Source organism: Paracoccus suum (assembly GCF_003324675.1).
Lineage (GTDB): Bacteria > Pseudomonadota > Alphaproteobacteria > Rhodobacterales > Rhodobacteraceae > Paracoccus > Paracoccus suum.
In genome coordinates this window covers 605208-617475 of sequence record NZ_CP030918.1, presented here as the reverse complement: position 1 = coordinate 617475, position 12268 = coordinate 605208, and the positions used below count along the sequence as shown (strand labels likewise).

Here is a 12268-nt window from a genome sequence, read left to right as displayed (position 1 = left end):
ATGGACAGCATCGCAACCGCCGCCTAGCCTGCCGCCATGCGCGAGTTGATGAAAAGCACCGACCCCCTCCGCCTGACGCACGCGGTCGATGTGCTGCGCGCCGAGGGCATCCCGGCGTTCGAGTTGGACCGGCACATGAGTGTGCTCGACGGCTCTATCGGGATCCTGCCGCGACGGCTGATGGTCGCGGATCGCGATCATTTTCGGGCCACGGCGATCCTGCGCGACCATGGCCTCGCTGACGACTGAAACCCGTTGCGATGGATTCCTGGGCGGCGGGTTGCGCCTGGCGCAGCCGGTCCACGGCTATCGTGCCGGCACCGATGCGGTCATGCTTGCTGCTGCCTGCCCCGCGTGCGTCGGGCAATCAGTGCTAGAGGTCGGCTGCGGCGTCGGCGCCGCCGTGCTATGCTTGGGCTATCGGGTGCCGGGGCTGGCGCTGACCGGGCTCGAGGTGCAGCCCGCCTATGCCGCGTTGGCGCGGGAAAACGCCGCCCGTAATGGCCTGCCGCTGCAGGTGGTGCAGGGTGACCTGCTGGCCATGCCGCCGGGCCTTCGCGGCGAGAGTTTCGATCATGTCCTGATGAACCCGCCGTTCTTTGTCACCGGGACGGTTGCCCCCGACAGCGGAAGGGGCATCGCCCGTCACGAGGCGGTGCCCCTTCGGATCTGGATCGACGCGGGGTTGCGGCGGCTAAACCCCGGCGGCTGGCTGACGCTGATCCACAAGGCCGAGCGTCTCGCATCGATCCTCGCCGCGCTAGAGGGGCGGGCCGGCGACATGCGGGTGCTGCCAATTGCCGCACGGGCCGGGCGCCCGGCCGGTCGTGTGATCGTTGTCGCCCGCAAGGGCGCGCGGGGGCCGCTGGCCCTGCTGGCGCCATTCGTTCTGCACGCATTGCCCGACCACGCTTCGGACGCCGAGGACCTGACGCCCGCCGCCCAACGGGTCCTGCGGCATGGCGGCGCAATTTTGCTTTGATCTGTGACAACCGGGTGACAGACGCGGCGATTCGTGGTGGACTGGATCACGGGCTTAACAGGAGGATGACCATGACCGTCGCGTCCCATGTCCACGAACTTCGTCGCAAGCACCAGGCCTTGAGCGAGCAGGCCGAGAGCATGCAGCGCAGACCGGGCCATGACGAATTGGACCTTGCCCGAATCAAAAAGGAAAAGCTGCGCTTGAAAGAGGAAATCGGCCGGCTGTCTCATTAGCGAACGGCGCCCGCGGCTGATGAGGCCGCGGGTGTTCGCCTGGGCGTCAGGTTGCTAGCAGCTGGTTTCACAAATCTGTAAAAACTTGTCGCCCCTCTTCTCGAGCGCGACAACGTTTTGATCGCTAGATGCGATGCAATTGTCCCTCGGTCGACGCAAGTTTTAATTAACTTCCCGAGGCAGGAAATGATCCCGCGGGCCAGCGCGGGGATTAATGCCGCTGTTCGCCGCTCGCCCGAGCGTCCGAATACAAATCATCCAAAAAGAAAGCGGCGCCCTCGCGGACGCCGCCCTGCAGATGTCTCGGTATTTACGCGTCAGGTAAAATACTGCCCACCATTGGCACTGATAGTGGAGCCGGTGATAAAGCCGGCGTCGTCCGAGGCGAGGAATACGGCGCAGCGGGCGATCTCCTCGGGCTCGCCAAGCCGCCCGACCGGGATCTGGGGGATGATGCGCTCTGCCAAGACGCGCTCGTCGATAGCGCGGACCATTTCCGTGCCGATATAACCCGGCGCAATGACGTTGACCGTGATGCCGGCGCGCGCGCCCTCCTGCGCGAGGGCACGGGTCAGGCCGATGTCGCCTGCCTTTGCGGCCGAGTAATTCGCCTGGCCGGCCTGGCCCTTTTGTCCATTGATCGAGCTGATGGTGATGATCCTGCCGAACTTGCGATCGCGCATGCCGCCCCAGACCGGGTGGGTCATGTTGAAGACGCCGGACAGGTTGGTGTCGATGACTTCCTTCCACTGCGCAGGGGTCATCTTGTGAAACATCGCGTCGCGGGTGATGCCCGCGTTGTTGATCAGGACGTCAACGGGGCCCAGTTCCGCCTCGACCTTGCGCACGCCCTCGGCGCAGGCGTCGTAATCAGCGACGGACCATTTGTAGGTCTTGATCCCGGTTTCGGAGGTAAAAGCCTCGGCCGCGGCGTCATTTCCCGCGTAATTTGCGGCGACGTGATAACCCGCCTCCTGCAATGCCTTGGATATTGACGCGCCGATGCCGCGCGACCCTCCGGTTACGATAGCAACCCTCGCCATAGTCTTCCCCCCTTGAAGCAGTGGCCTTGGCTTCATTGAGGCATGGTGTCGCGCATCGCGCAAGTCGTAGCTGGCGCTTGTCGCAAGAACTCTGGGCTCGGGCAAAGCCCTAGCGGCGGGCCGAGGCGTTGGGCGTGCGCCAGGGCGGCACGATCGTCGGCGCGCCGAAATAGAAGCCTTGCAAGCAATCGACACCCATCTGGATCAGGAATGCGGCATCATCCGCAGTCTCGACCGATTCCGCCACGGTGAACATGTCGAAATGATGGGCAATGCGGATGAGTGCCTGGGTCAGCACCTGATTGTCCGGCCGGGATGCGATTTCCCGGACGAACTGGCCATCGACCTTGATCATGTCGAAATTGAAATCGCGCAGATAGCGGAAAGAGGTGTAGCCCGCGCCAAAATCGTCCAGCGCGAAACTGACGCCGCGCGCTTGCCAATCGCGCATGAAACCCGTCACCAATTCCGGCTCGTCCATGGCAGAGCTTTCGGTGATTTCCAGGACCAGCCGTTCAGTGATGCGATCATCGCCGCCGGTGAAATGCTGCATCGTCGCCAGCCAGTCGGGATAGCCGATGGATCGGGCCGACATATTGATGGACAGGCGCATGGCCGGATCTTCGGCCAGTGCCTCGAGGCCCAGCGCCAGGGAGAGGCAGTCGATGCGCCGGCCGAGGTCCGTGGTTTCCGCCTGGGGCATGAAATCGCGCAGCGGCACGAACCGCCCGGTTTCGTCGATGATGCGGATCAGCCCTTCGTGAAAGGCCGCGCGGGACGGACGGTCGGCCTGGACCACGGGCTGGAAGGCCAGCACCGCATCGCGCCGGTCGACCGCGCGGCGCACGGTGGCCATGGTCAGCCGCGCCTGCTTGGCCATCGCCTGATCCACAGGCGAGCTGCCTAATGCCCTGTCATGTCCGTCGTCCATCTGGCAGCCTCCCACACTCAGGGCCATTTAGCCCAGGTTGCCCTAACCGCCGGTAAACGGCAGCGCCAAACTGCGGAGAAGTTTAACGAATGGAGGATCGTTGCGCCTGGTGTGGAACCGACCCGGTCTATGTCGCCTACCACGACGAGGAATGGGGTGTGCCGGAATACGACCCGCGCGCGCTATGGGAAAAGCTGGTGCTGGACGGATTCCAGGCCGGCCTCAGTTGGATCACCATCCTGCGCAAGCGCGCCGCCTTCCGCGAGGTATTCGAGGGGTTCGACCCCGAGCGCGTGGCCGCCTGGGGCGACGCTGAGGTCACCGCCGCGCTGGCAAACCCCGGCATCATCCGCCACCGCGGCAAGATCGAATCGGCCATCAGGGGCGCCCGCGCCTTTCTGCAGATCGAGGCGGCCGAGGGGTTTGCCCCCTTCCTGTGGGATTTTGTCGGGGGCGCGCCCGTCCACAACACCTTCCGCCCGGGCGAGATCCCGACAAGTAGCCCCGCCTCGAGCGCGATGAGCAAAGCCCTGAACCAAAAGGGTTTCCGCTTTTGCGGGCCGGTCATCACCTATGCCTTCATGGAGGCGACGGGCATGGTCAACGACCATGTCGTGACTTGCCCGCGTCACGCGGCGGTCAGGGCGCTGTCAGCTGGATGATGACTGACTTGCCGGCCTCGGACGACCAGTCGGCATCGCCGATCAGGCGCGCGACCTCGCGCCCCTCGGTGTCGAGGATCACCGACACCGGCAGGCCCAGAACGCCCATCGCACGGGCCAGCTGCTGGCGCTCGTCGCGCAGGATGGGCAGGTCCTTGACGCCGATCTCGTCATAGAACTTTTCGATGGCCGGAACCGGGTTGCGGCCGGTGGCGATGGTCACGACCTGGAAATCATCACCCCCCAACTCGCGCTGCAGGACGTCGAGCGAGGGCATCTCCGCCCGGCAGGGCGCGCACCACGTCGCCCAGAAGTTGACCAGCACGACCTTGCCCTTCCAGTCGGCCAGGCGGACCTTGGCGCCGTCCTTGTCAAGAAAGGGAATGTCGGGCGCGAGTGCGGGCTCGGCTGTCTCGGCCAGCTTCGGCAGACCGGCGGCGCGGGCGGCGTCCCAGTCGACCGCACCCGCCGCGCCGGCCCCCGGAAGGGCAAGGTTTGCGAAGCCGAGAAGCGCCGTGATAAGGACGAGCCGAGCCATGTATTTACCTTCCAAAGGACCTGCGATGACCGACCAGTCCGCCACCCCGCCCCGGCCGGATACCGGGGCCAACAGCATGTGGGGCGGACGCTTTGCCGCCGGGCCGGACGCGATCATGCAGGCGATCAATGCCTCGATCGGGTTCGACCAACGAATGTTCGCCCAGGACATCCGGGGCAGTCGGGCCCATGCGGCGATGCTGGCCGCACAAGGCATCATCAGCCCTACCGATGCCGAGGCGATCGGGGAAGGCCTGCTCACCGTCTTGTCAGAGATCGAGGCCGGCGCCTTCACCTTCCGCCCCGAGCTTGAGGACATTCACATGAATGTCGAGGCGCGGCTGAAGGACCTGATCGGCGAGCCTGCGGGGCGCCTGCACACGGCGCGCAGCCGCAATGACCAGGTGGCGACCGACTTCCGCCTGTGGGTGCGCGATCAGTGCGACGCTGCGATCTCCGGGCTGGAGGCGCTGATCGCCGCCGCCCTGGCGCAGGCCGAGGCCGGCGCGGACTGGGTGATGCCGGGCTTTACCCATCTGCAATCGGCCCAGCCCGTGACCTGGGGCCATCACATGATGGCCTATGTCGAGATGTGGGGCCGCGATCTGTCGCGCTTTCGCGACGCCCGAGCGCGGATGAACGAATCCCCGCTGGGCGCCGCCGCGCTGGCCGGGACCGGCTTTGCCATCGACCGCCGCGCCACCGCCGCGGCCCTCGGTTTCGACCGGCCCATGGCAAACAGCCTCGATGCGGTCAGCGACCGTGACTTCGCGCTGGAATTCCTGTCTGCCGCCAGCATCTGCGCCATGCACCTTTCGCGCCTTGCCGAAGAACTGGTGATCTGGTCCAGCGCCCAGTTCCGCTTTGTCGCGATGTCGGACAAATGGTCCACCGGCAGCAGTATCATGCCGCAAAAGCGCAACCCGGACGCAGCCGAGCTGATCCGCGCCAAGATCGGCCGGATTCTCGGCGCGACGGTAGCGCTGTTCACCATCATGAAGGGCCTGCCCTTGGCCTATTCCAAGGACATGCAGGAGGACAAGGAGCAGACCTTCGACGCCGCCGACAGCCTGATGCTGGCGCTGGCCGCGATGGAGGGGATGCTGCGCGATCTGTCCGTCAACCGCGACGCCATGGCGGCCGCGGCCGGCGCGGGCTTTTCCACCGCGACGGACCTCGCCGACTGGCTGGTGCGCGAGGCCGGCCTGCCGTTCCGCGAGGCGCATCACGCGACCGGCGCGCTGGTGGCGAAGGCTGAGGCGCGCGGAATCGATCTGCCCGAACTGACCCTGGTCGAGATGCAGGCCGTCAATCCGGCGATCACCCAGGAAATTTACGCCGTGCTGGGGGTCGATAACTCGGTCGCCTCGCGGACCAGCTACGGCGGCACCGCCCCGGTGCGTGTGCGCGAGCAGATCGCGCAATGGAAGGAACGACTGGCATGAAAACCCTGCTTCTGGCGGCGCTGACCTGTGCCACGCTGGCCGCCTGTGGCGTCGGCGGCCCGCCGATCCAGCCGACTGCCTACCCGGCGCCTGCGCCCGGGATCACTGTCAGCGGCGATGCGTCCATCGGCATGCGGACGAATGATCTCTGAGCTGACGCCGCTGCGGGTCTTCTGGCTCGCGGCGGCGCTGGCGGGGGCGGCGCTGACCCTTTTCGCGGGTCCGCCCCACCTGCCGCACGCCGCCTCGGACGGGGTTGCGGCGCTCGTGCTTGTGGTTTGGTCGGGCCTCGAGGTGATGGTCCGGCGCAATTGGCTGGCGCTGCTGACCTGGCCGGCGTTGCTGCTGGGCATGGGCTGCGCGCTGCCGCTATATCTGTTCATGCGCTCGCGCCCCGTGCTGTAACGGCCGGCGCCGCCGCAATCGGGGTGTGATGGATCACTTCAACTATCATGGCGGCGTCCTGCACGCCGAGGGCGTGGCCCTAAGCGACATCGCGCGGCAGGTCGGAACGCCGGTCTATGTCTATTCCGCGGCCACCCTGCGCCGCCATTTCAACCTACTGACCCAGGCGCTGGACTGGGGCCCGCACCTGGTCTGCTTCGCGGTCAAGGCGAACAGCAACCTGGCAGTGCTGAAGCTGCTGGGTGATCTTGGCGCCGGGATGGACGTCGTCTCGATCGGCGAATACGCCCGCGCCCGCGCCGCCGGTGTGCCGGGCGAGCGCATCGTCTTTTCTGGCGTTGGCAAGACCCGCGCCGAGATGCACGCGGCTCTTGAAGGCGGCATCCGCCAGTTCAATGTCGAATCCGAACCCGAGTTGAGGGCCTTGTCCGAGGTCGCGCATGCCATGGGCCGCAGCGCGCCGATCGCGTTGCGCGTCAATCCCGATGTCGATGCCCGCACCCATGCAAAAATTGCCACCGGGAAGTCGGAGAACAAGTTCGGCATCCCGTTGGCCTGGGCCCGCGATGTCTATGCCGAGGCGGCAACGCTGCCTGGCATCGAAGTCGTCGGGATCGACATGCATATCGGCAGCCAGCTGACCGATCTGGAGCCATATCGCCAGGCCTATGCGCGCATGGCCGACCTGACCCGGACCCTGCGCGCCGACGGACACGACATCCGCCGTCTCGACATGGGCGGCGGCCTCGGGATTCCCTATCGCCGCGACAACAGCGCGCCGCCGCTGCCGATGGAGTGGGGCGCCGTGATCCGCGAGGCGGTCGGCGATCTGGGCTGCGAGATCGAGGTCGAGCCGGGACGCAACATCACCGGCAACGCCGGCATCCTGCTCTCCGAGGTGATCTGGCTGAAGCGCGGCGAGGGCCGCGATTTCCTGATCCTTGATGCCGCCATGAACGACCTGATCCGCCCGGCAATGTACGACGCCCACCATGACATCGTGCCGGTGATCGAGGCCCCGCCGGGTGCCGCCGTCGCGCCGCTGGATGTGGTCGGTCCGGTCTGCGAGACCGGCGACACTTTTGCCCGGGCGATGCAACTGCCGCCGCTCGAGGCGGGCGATCTGGTCGCGTTCCGCTCGGCCGGGGCCTACGGCGCGGTTATGGCGAGCGAGTACAACTCGCGCCCGCTTGTGCCCGAGGTCCTGGTTGACGGCGATCACTTCGCCGTCATTCGCGCGCGTCCCAGCCTCGATGAGATGCTGGCGCGTGATAGCATCCCGGCATGGCTATAGCCGGAAAACCCCACCGGGATTCCCCGGCCCCGACCGCCGACGACGGCCCAAAGGCGCTGTCTCCGCCCAATATTGATATGCGCCCGCGCGAGGCCCTGCGCGCCCTTCGCCTGACCCGATGGGGCATGTGGTGGGAGGGGATCGCGCGCGGTCTGTGGCTGGCCTTTGTCTGGGCCGCGCTCGGGATCGCAGCCTTCGCGCTTGGCGCGGGCAACCTGCTGGCGCCCGATCCACTGGGTTGGGTCGTGGCAGGCTGGCTCGCGCTGCTGGCGCTGGCCATTGCCTGGGGCCTGTGGCGCCTGCGCCGGCCCAGCCCGGGTGCCGTGCAGGCGCGGGTCGATGCGGCGCTTCCGGGGCGGCCGCTCTCGGCCCTCGGGGACGAGATTGCCGTCGGTGCGGGCGACGGCGACAGCGCGGCGCTGTGGCAGGCGCATCGCGTGCAGATGTGGCAAGCGGCGCAACGGGCGCGGCCGGCGCGGCCCCGGCCGGGCCTTGCCCGGCGCGATCCGATCGGTCTGCGGCTGGCGGCACTGACTGCACTCGCAATGGCGGTGCTGTTCGGCAGCACCACTCAATTGGGCCACGGGCTTGGCGCCATTGCAGCGACCCTCGGCGGCCCGCTGGGCCGCACCCCCGCCGTCGGCCCCGGCTGGGAGGGGTGGGCCGCCCCGCCGGAATACACTCGCCGCCCGGTCATCTACCTCAGCGCCCTGCCCGAGGACGAGGTGCTGCGCCTGCCCAAGGGCAGCCGCGTCAGCTTTCGCCTTTATGGCGGCGACGCCGGGCTGACGCAGGACATCGGCCCCGCCGCTGCTGACACCCCGCCCGAGGCGCCTGTCTTCACCGCCGAACACACCGGCGCGATCACCGTTGCCGGCCGCCGCTTTGCGGTCGAGGTGCTGCCCGATGATCCGCCGGTGATTGCTGCCGGCGCCGCGCCCCAGCGGCGTGCCGATGGCCGCCTGGTGCAGGCCTTCACTGCCGGTGACGACAACGGGGTGGTCTCGGCCGAGGCCAGCGTCGTGTTGGACCTCGCCGCGGTCGACCGACGCTATGGGCTGGCCGTCGATCCCGACCCCCGCGATCCGCTGGTTCTCGCGCTGCCGCTGCCGGCCCGCGGTAGCCGGACCGACATCAAGGGCAGCCTGATCGCCGATCTCTCGCGTCATCCGCTGGCCAACTTGCCGGTGACGGTCAGCCTGCGCGCACGCGATGGCATCGACCAGCAGGCCGAGGCGCCGCCCATGCATACCATCCTGCCCGGCCGCCGGTTCTTTGACCCGCTTGCCGCTGCGCTGATCGAGGTCCGGCGTGACCTGCTGTGGTCGCGCACCAATGCCGGCCGCAGCGCCCAGATCCTGCGCGCCATCAGCTGGCAGCCGCAGGGCCTGCTGGAGCAGCCGGCCGTCGACGCGCTGCGCGGCGTGATCGGCAAGCTGGAATACGTCTCGATCACCCCGCAGGTACGCGACGACATCGCCGAGGTGCTGTGGAACACGGCAGTTCAGATCGAGGACGGCGGCCTTGCCGACGCACTCGAGGCGATGCAGCGCGCGCAGGAACGCCTGTCCGAGGCGATCCGCAACGGCGCGACACCTGACGAGATCAAGCGCCTGATGTCCGATCTGAAGACTGCGACCGACGCCTATACACAGATGCTGGCCGAGCAGGGCGAGGCCGATCCGAACGAGAAATTCGTAAAGAACCAGCCCGGCCAAAAGATTACCGGCGATCAGATCCAGGCGATGATGGATGAGATCGAGCGACTGATGAACGAAGGCCGGACAGCCGAGGCGCAAGAGCTGCTGGAGCAGTTCAACCGCATGATGGAAAACCTGAAGGTCACCCAGGGCCAGGGCGGCGAGGGCGGCCAGGGCAGCCCGCAGCGACGCCTGGCGGACACGCTGCGCGAGCAGCAGCGGCTGGCAGATGACGCCATGCGCCAGCTGCAGGACGATTTCATGGGAACACCCGGGGATTCCGGGCAGGCGGGGCAGCCCGGCGGTATGGCCGGCGAGCAGCCCGGCATGGGTCAGTCGGGCGAGGCCCAAACCGGCGAGGCCCAAACCGGCGAGGGCCAAACCGGCGAGGGTCAATCCGGGCAGGGCCAGTCCGGACAGGGCGAAGTGCAAGGTCAGCCGGGCGGCGGCCAACCGGGCGAGGGCCAGTCTGACCAGCCGGGGGGCGACGGCCCGGGAGGCCTCGCTGACCGCCAACGGGCCTTGCGCGACCAGCTCGGCACTCAGCGGGGGATGTTGCCCGGCCCCGGCTCGGACGAGGGCGAAGCCGCGCGGCGCGAACTCGATCGCGCCGGCAAAGCCATGGGCGAGGCCGAGGATGCCTTGCGCGGCGGCGATCCGGGCGGGGCGATGGACCGCCAGGCGGAAGCCATCGAGGCGATGCGCGAGGGCCTGCGCGCGCTCGGCCGTTTGCAGGGCGAGGGCGAGGGTCAGGGCCAAACCGAGGGCGCGCCCGAGCAGGGCCCCGAGGGCAGTCGGCCCGGCGGCCGCAGCGATCCCGGCCAGGCCCCTATGCCCTATCTGCCGCGGCCTCCCACCGACCCGCTGGGGCGCGACACGACCGGCAGCGGCAGCACCGTCACCACCGGCGACGGCCTGCCTGAAACCGGCCGCGACCCTGCCCGCCGGGCGCACGAGCTCCTCGACGAAATCCGCCGCCGCAGCGGCGAGCTGACCCGGCCCGAGGACGAACGCAGCTACCTGCGGCGGCTGCTGGACCAGTTCTAGGTGCCGGGCCCTCTAAGGGGACCGGCAGCAGGTGACGCGTTGTTTTCGACACCCCGGATTACCGCGCCGAGCGGACGAGGCTCGAGACGGAGTCGACGCCTTGGCGCCGACGGCCTCGGGATCCCAGGGAGGACTTCGTCGCTCCTAGACAATGTGGACGGCCGCCGATGGAGCGGCGAGTAGGGCTACCAAATGTTCGGGCCGGGAGAATCTGGGCCGCCGAACAGCCTGAGGATTCTTTGCTTGGCGAGCGAGCTGTCAGCGCAGCCAGTGGGCAACCGTTGCGACCGCTCCGTCGACCAGGGGCGCGGCGCGGTCGTAAAGGGCGAGACGGCCACGATCCGCGCTGCGGCGCAATTCCATTATCGCGGCGCCGGGGCGGCCGGCATCGGCGACGTGCGGCGCGGCGATGTAGCCGACCAGAAGCAGCGCCGACAGACCTGCGGCCACGGCGAAGCCGGCGTTATAGGCAGACCGGTCCTCGCGCGCAGCGGCGGGAACCGGTACCGCGACGGCGGCCGGGGACCATTGCAGGCTGGCAGCCCAGGCGCTCGCGTCGGGCAGCGGCAGGCTGGGGCGCGGCGGCGGCAGTTCGTCGTCGTCGATCAGTTCCGCGACGATGACTTCCGGGGCGGCCGGCTCGGTGGCCGGACGAACGCCCTGTGCCGTGCAGTCCCTTGGGCCCCGGGTGTTTGAGGCAGCGCCGCTTCCCGGCCGATCCCGCCCGCCCCCGCCACGCCTGATGCCATCATCAGCCCCGATCCAGTCGTCCTCGGCGACCTCCAAATCCTCTTCTTCGACAATTGCGCCCGGCCGCTCCGCCCCTGCCCGGGTCCATTCGCGCGCGCGCTCATCGGGCAGGGTCTCACCGCGCTGCGCCAGCTCTCGAGCGGCCTCCTCGCGGAGGATGTCGAGGACCGAGGCGCTCGGCCGGGGAGGTGGCGGCGGTGCGGGCGCCTCCGTGACGCTTCTTGCCTCCGTGGCGGACGCCACCTCGGGGCTCAGTACCGGATCGCCCAGCACGAAAGGCTGGTGGCCGCGGCCGGGCTGGTGCCAGTGATGCCCGCAGGCAGCGCATTCGACCTCGCGGCCGGCGGCCGGGATCAGGGCCTCGTCGATCTCGTATTCCGCGCCGCAGTCGGGGCATGTCAGCCGCATCGCATCCGCCCTTTCGCCTCGCATCGCCCGTGGTCATCGCCGCTGGGACGTTCTATCAACGGCCGACCCCGCTTGAAAGACGCGAGACGCATGCGGGGCCGTAACGGGCACTCAACGCAAGAGGCGTCGCGAACGTGATCGAGATGCAGGACGTGGGCTTTGGCTACCGCGGCGGGGACCAGTTGCTGTCCCATGTGTCGCTGGTGTTGCAGCCGGGGTCGTTTCATTTTCTGACCGGCCCCTCTGGCGCCGGCAAGACCACTTTCCTGCGGTTGTGCACCGGCGAATTGACGCCGAGCGGCGGTCGCATCGGTGCCTTCGGTCGCGACATGGCCGAGCTGTCGCGCGACGGCATCGCCCTGCTTCGCCGCCGGATCGGCGTTCTGCACCAGGACACGCAGTTCCTCGATCACCTGCCGCTGGTCGAAAATGTCGCCCTGCCCCTGACGGTCAGCGACCGGCCGATCGACATGCCGGCGCTGCGGGGGCTGCTGGCCTGGGTCGGGCTGACAGCCCACGCCCGCGCCCTGCCGCCTTCCCTGTCGGGCGGCGAGCGGCAGCGCGCCGCGCTGGCCCGCGCGGTGATCCTGTCGCCCGATCTGGTGCTGGCGGACGAGCCGACCGGCAACCTCGACGAGGAGATGTCGATGCGACTGCTGGAATTGCTGGTCGAACTGAACCGCTCGGGCAAGACGGTACTGGTCGCGACCCATGACCTGAACCTGATCCGTGCGATCAAGCCGCAGGTCCAGGCGCGGGTTCTGCGCATCAGCGGCGGCCGCGTCCAGCTGGCGGGGGCGGACCTTTGACCCGGCTGGCGGACCGCGC

Annotated in this window: 14 protein-coding genes; 10 read left to right on the top strand and 4 right to left on the bottom strand. The window is 68.3% G+C overall.

Translation table 11 applies throughout. The features are described 5' to 3' along the window. Nucleotides 1-36 precede the first annotated feature (36 nt). The 3 genes from DRW48_RS16235 to DRW48_RS03025 all read left to right on the top strand — a co-directional run bounded on the left by DRW48_RS16235 (nt 37) and on the right by DRW48_RS03025 (nt 1218). A complete protein-coding gene (locus tag DRW48_RS16235; protein WP_241963354.1) occupies nt 37-249 on the top strand; it encodes a putative signal transducing protein in 213 nt (70 codons plus the stop codon). Further along, nucleotides 230-982 (top strand): tRNA1(Val) (adenine(37)-N6)-methyltransferase, encoded by a 753-nt coding sequence (locus DRW48_RS03030; protein ID WP_114075118.1) that lies wholly within the window; start codon nt 230-232, stop codon nt 980-982. The genes DRW48_RS16235 and DRW48_RS03030 overlap by 20 nt, the downstream gene beginning before the upstream one ends. Nucleotides 983-1053: 71 nt before the next feature. Beyond that, on the top strand, nt 1054-1218 hold the full coding sequence (locus DRW48_RS03025; protein WP_114077326.1) for a YdcH family protein: 165 nt from the start codon (nt 1054-1056) through the stop codon (nt 1216-1218). A gap of 317 nt (nt 1219-1535) precedes the next feature. Here the strand turns inward: DRW48_RS03025 and phbB are convergent, their stop codons facing one another. Beyond that, on the bottom strand, nt 1536-2261 hold the full coding sequence (gene phbB / locus DRW48_RS03020; RefSeq protein WP_114075117.1) for an acetoacetyl-CoA reductase: 726 nt from the start codon (nt 2259-2261) through the stop codon (nt 1536-1538). A 109-nt stretch (nt 2262-2370) separates the two neighbouring features. Beyond that, on the bottom strand, nt 2371-3192 hold the full coding sequence (locus tag DRW48_RS03015; RefSeq protein ID WP_114075116.1) for an EAL domain-containing protein: 822 nt from the start codon (nt 3190-3192) through the stop codon (nt 2371-2373). 89 nt (nt 3193-3281) lie between these two features. On the opposite strand from DRW48_RS03015, the gene DRW48_RS03010 reads away from it, so the two are divergent. Next, a complete protein-coding gene (locus tag DRW48_RS03010; protein WP_114075115.1) occupies nt 3282-3854 on the top strand; it encodes a DNA-3-methyladenine glycosylase I in 573 nt (190 codons plus the stop codon). Here the strand turns inward: DRW48_RS03010 and DRW48_RS03005 are convergent. After that, nucleotides 3832-4392, bottom strand: coding sequence for a TlpA family protein disulfide reductase (locus DRW48_RS03005; protein ID WP_114075114.1), 561 nt, complete (start codon nt 4390-4392; stop codon nt 3832-3834). The two genes, DRW48_RS03010 and DRW48_RS03005, sit on opposite strands and share 23 nt — an antisense overlap. A gap of 25 nt (nt 4393-4417) precedes the next feature. Between DRW48_RS03005 and argH the strand changes: the two genes are divergently transcribed. From argH to DRW48_RS02985, 5 genes are all read left to right on the top strand, one after another. Further along, nucleotides 4418-5836: an argininosuccinate lyase gene (gene argH / locus DRW48_RS03000; protein WP_114075113.1), complete on the top strand. Its 1419-nt coding sequence runs from the start codon at nt 4418-4420 to the stop codon at nt 5834-5836. Then, nucleotides 5833-5988 (top strand): hypothetical protein, encoded by a 156-nt coding sequence (locus DRW48_RS16075; protein WP_199286144.1) that lies wholly within the window; start codon nt 5833-5835, stop codon nt 5986-5988. The genes argH and DRW48_RS16075 overlap by 4 nt, the downstream gene beginning before the upstream one ends. Beyond that, nucleotides 5978-6241, top strand: coding sequence for a DUF2834 domain-containing protein (locus DRW48_RS02995; protein ID WP_114075112.1), 264 nt, complete (start codon nt 5978-5980; stop codon nt 6239-6241). The genes DRW48_RS16075 and DRW48_RS02995 overlap by 11 nt, the downstream gene beginning before the upstream one ends. Before the next feature lie 28 nt (nt 6242-6269). Continuing rightward, nucleotides 6270-7535, top strand: coding sequence for a diaminopimelate decarboxylase (gene lysA, locus DRW48_RS02990; protein ID WP_114075111.1), 1266 nt, complete (start codon nt 6270-6272; stop codon nt 7533-7535). Between the two features lie 77 nt (nt 7536-7612). After that, a complete protein-coding gene (locus tag DRW48_RS02985) occupies nt 7613-10282 on the top strand; it encodes a DUF4175 domain-containing protein (RefSeq protein ID WP_241963353.1) in 2670 nt (889 codons plus the stop codon). Nucleotides 10283-10540: 258 nt separating this feature from the next. Here DRW48_RS02985 and DRW48_RS16070 read toward each other — a convergent pair whose 3' ends face one another. Further along, nucleotides 10541-11440, bottom strand: a complete 900-nt coding sequence (locus tag DRW48_RS16070) for a zinc-ribbon domain-containing protein (protein ID WP_199286143.1) — start codon at nt 11438-11440, stop codon at nt 10541-10543. Nucleotides 11441-11574: 134 nt separating this feature from the next. On the opposite strand from DRW48_RS16070, the gene DRW48_RS02975 reads away from it, so the two are divergent. Next, entirely contained in the window at nt 11575-12249 is a 675-nt protein-coding gene (locus tag DRW48_RS02975; RefSeq protein ID WP_114075110.1) for a cell division ATP-binding protein FtsE, read from the top strand. Nucleotides 12250-12268: the final 19 nt, after the last annotated feature.

Coding starts and splice junctions, on each gene's coding strand:
- DRW48_RS16235 (WP_241963354.1), top strand. CDS start 37: ATGCGCGAGTTGATGAAAAGCACCGACCCCCTCCGCCTGACGCACGCG.
- DRW48_RS03030 (WP_114075118.1), top strand. CDS start 230: ATGGCCTCGCTGACGACTGAAACCCGTTGCGATGGATTCCTGGGCGGC.
- DRW48_RS03025 (WP_114077326.1), top strand. CDS start 1,054: ATGACCGTCGCGTCCCATGTCCACGAACTTCGTCGCAAGCACCAGGCC.
- phbB (WP_114075117.1), bottom strand. CDS start 2,261: ATGGCGAGGGTTGCTATCGTAACCGGAGGGTCGCGCGGCATCGGCGCG.
- DRW48_RS03015 (WP_114075116.1), bottom strand. CDS start 3,192: ATGGACGACGGACATGACAGGGCATTAGGCAGCTCGCCTGTGGATCAG.
- DRW48_RS03010 (WP_114075115.1), top strand. CDS start 3,282: ATGGAGGATCGTTGCGCCTGGTGTGGAACCGACCCGGTCTATGTCGCC.
- DRW48_RS03005 (WP_114075114.1), bottom strand. CDS start 4,392: ATGGCTCGGCTCGTCCTTATCACGGCGCTTCTCGGCTTCGCAAACCTT.
- argH (WP_114075113.1), top strand. CDS start 4,418: ATGACCGACCAGTCCGCCACCCCGCCCCGGCCGGATACCGGGGCCAAC.
- DRW48_RS16075 (WP_199286144.1), top strand. CDS start 5,833: ATGAAAACCCTGCTTCTGGCGGCGCTGACCTGTGCCACGCTGGCCGCC.
- DRW48_RS02995 (WP_114075112.1), top strand. CDS start 5,978: ATGATCTCTGAGCTGACGCCGCTGCGGGTCTTCTGGCTCGCGGCGGCG.
- lysA (WP_114075111.1), top strand. CDS start 6,270: ATGGATCACTTCAACTATCATGGCGGCGTCCTGCACGCCGAGGGCGTG.
- DRW48_RS02985 (WP_241963353.1), top strand. CDS start 7,613: ATGCGCCCGCGCGAGGCCCTGCGCGCCCTTCGCCTGACCCGATGGGGC.
- DRW48_RS16070 (WP_199286143.1), bottom strand. CDS start 11,440: ATGCGGCTGACATGCCCCGACTGCGGCGCGGAATACGAGATCGACGAG.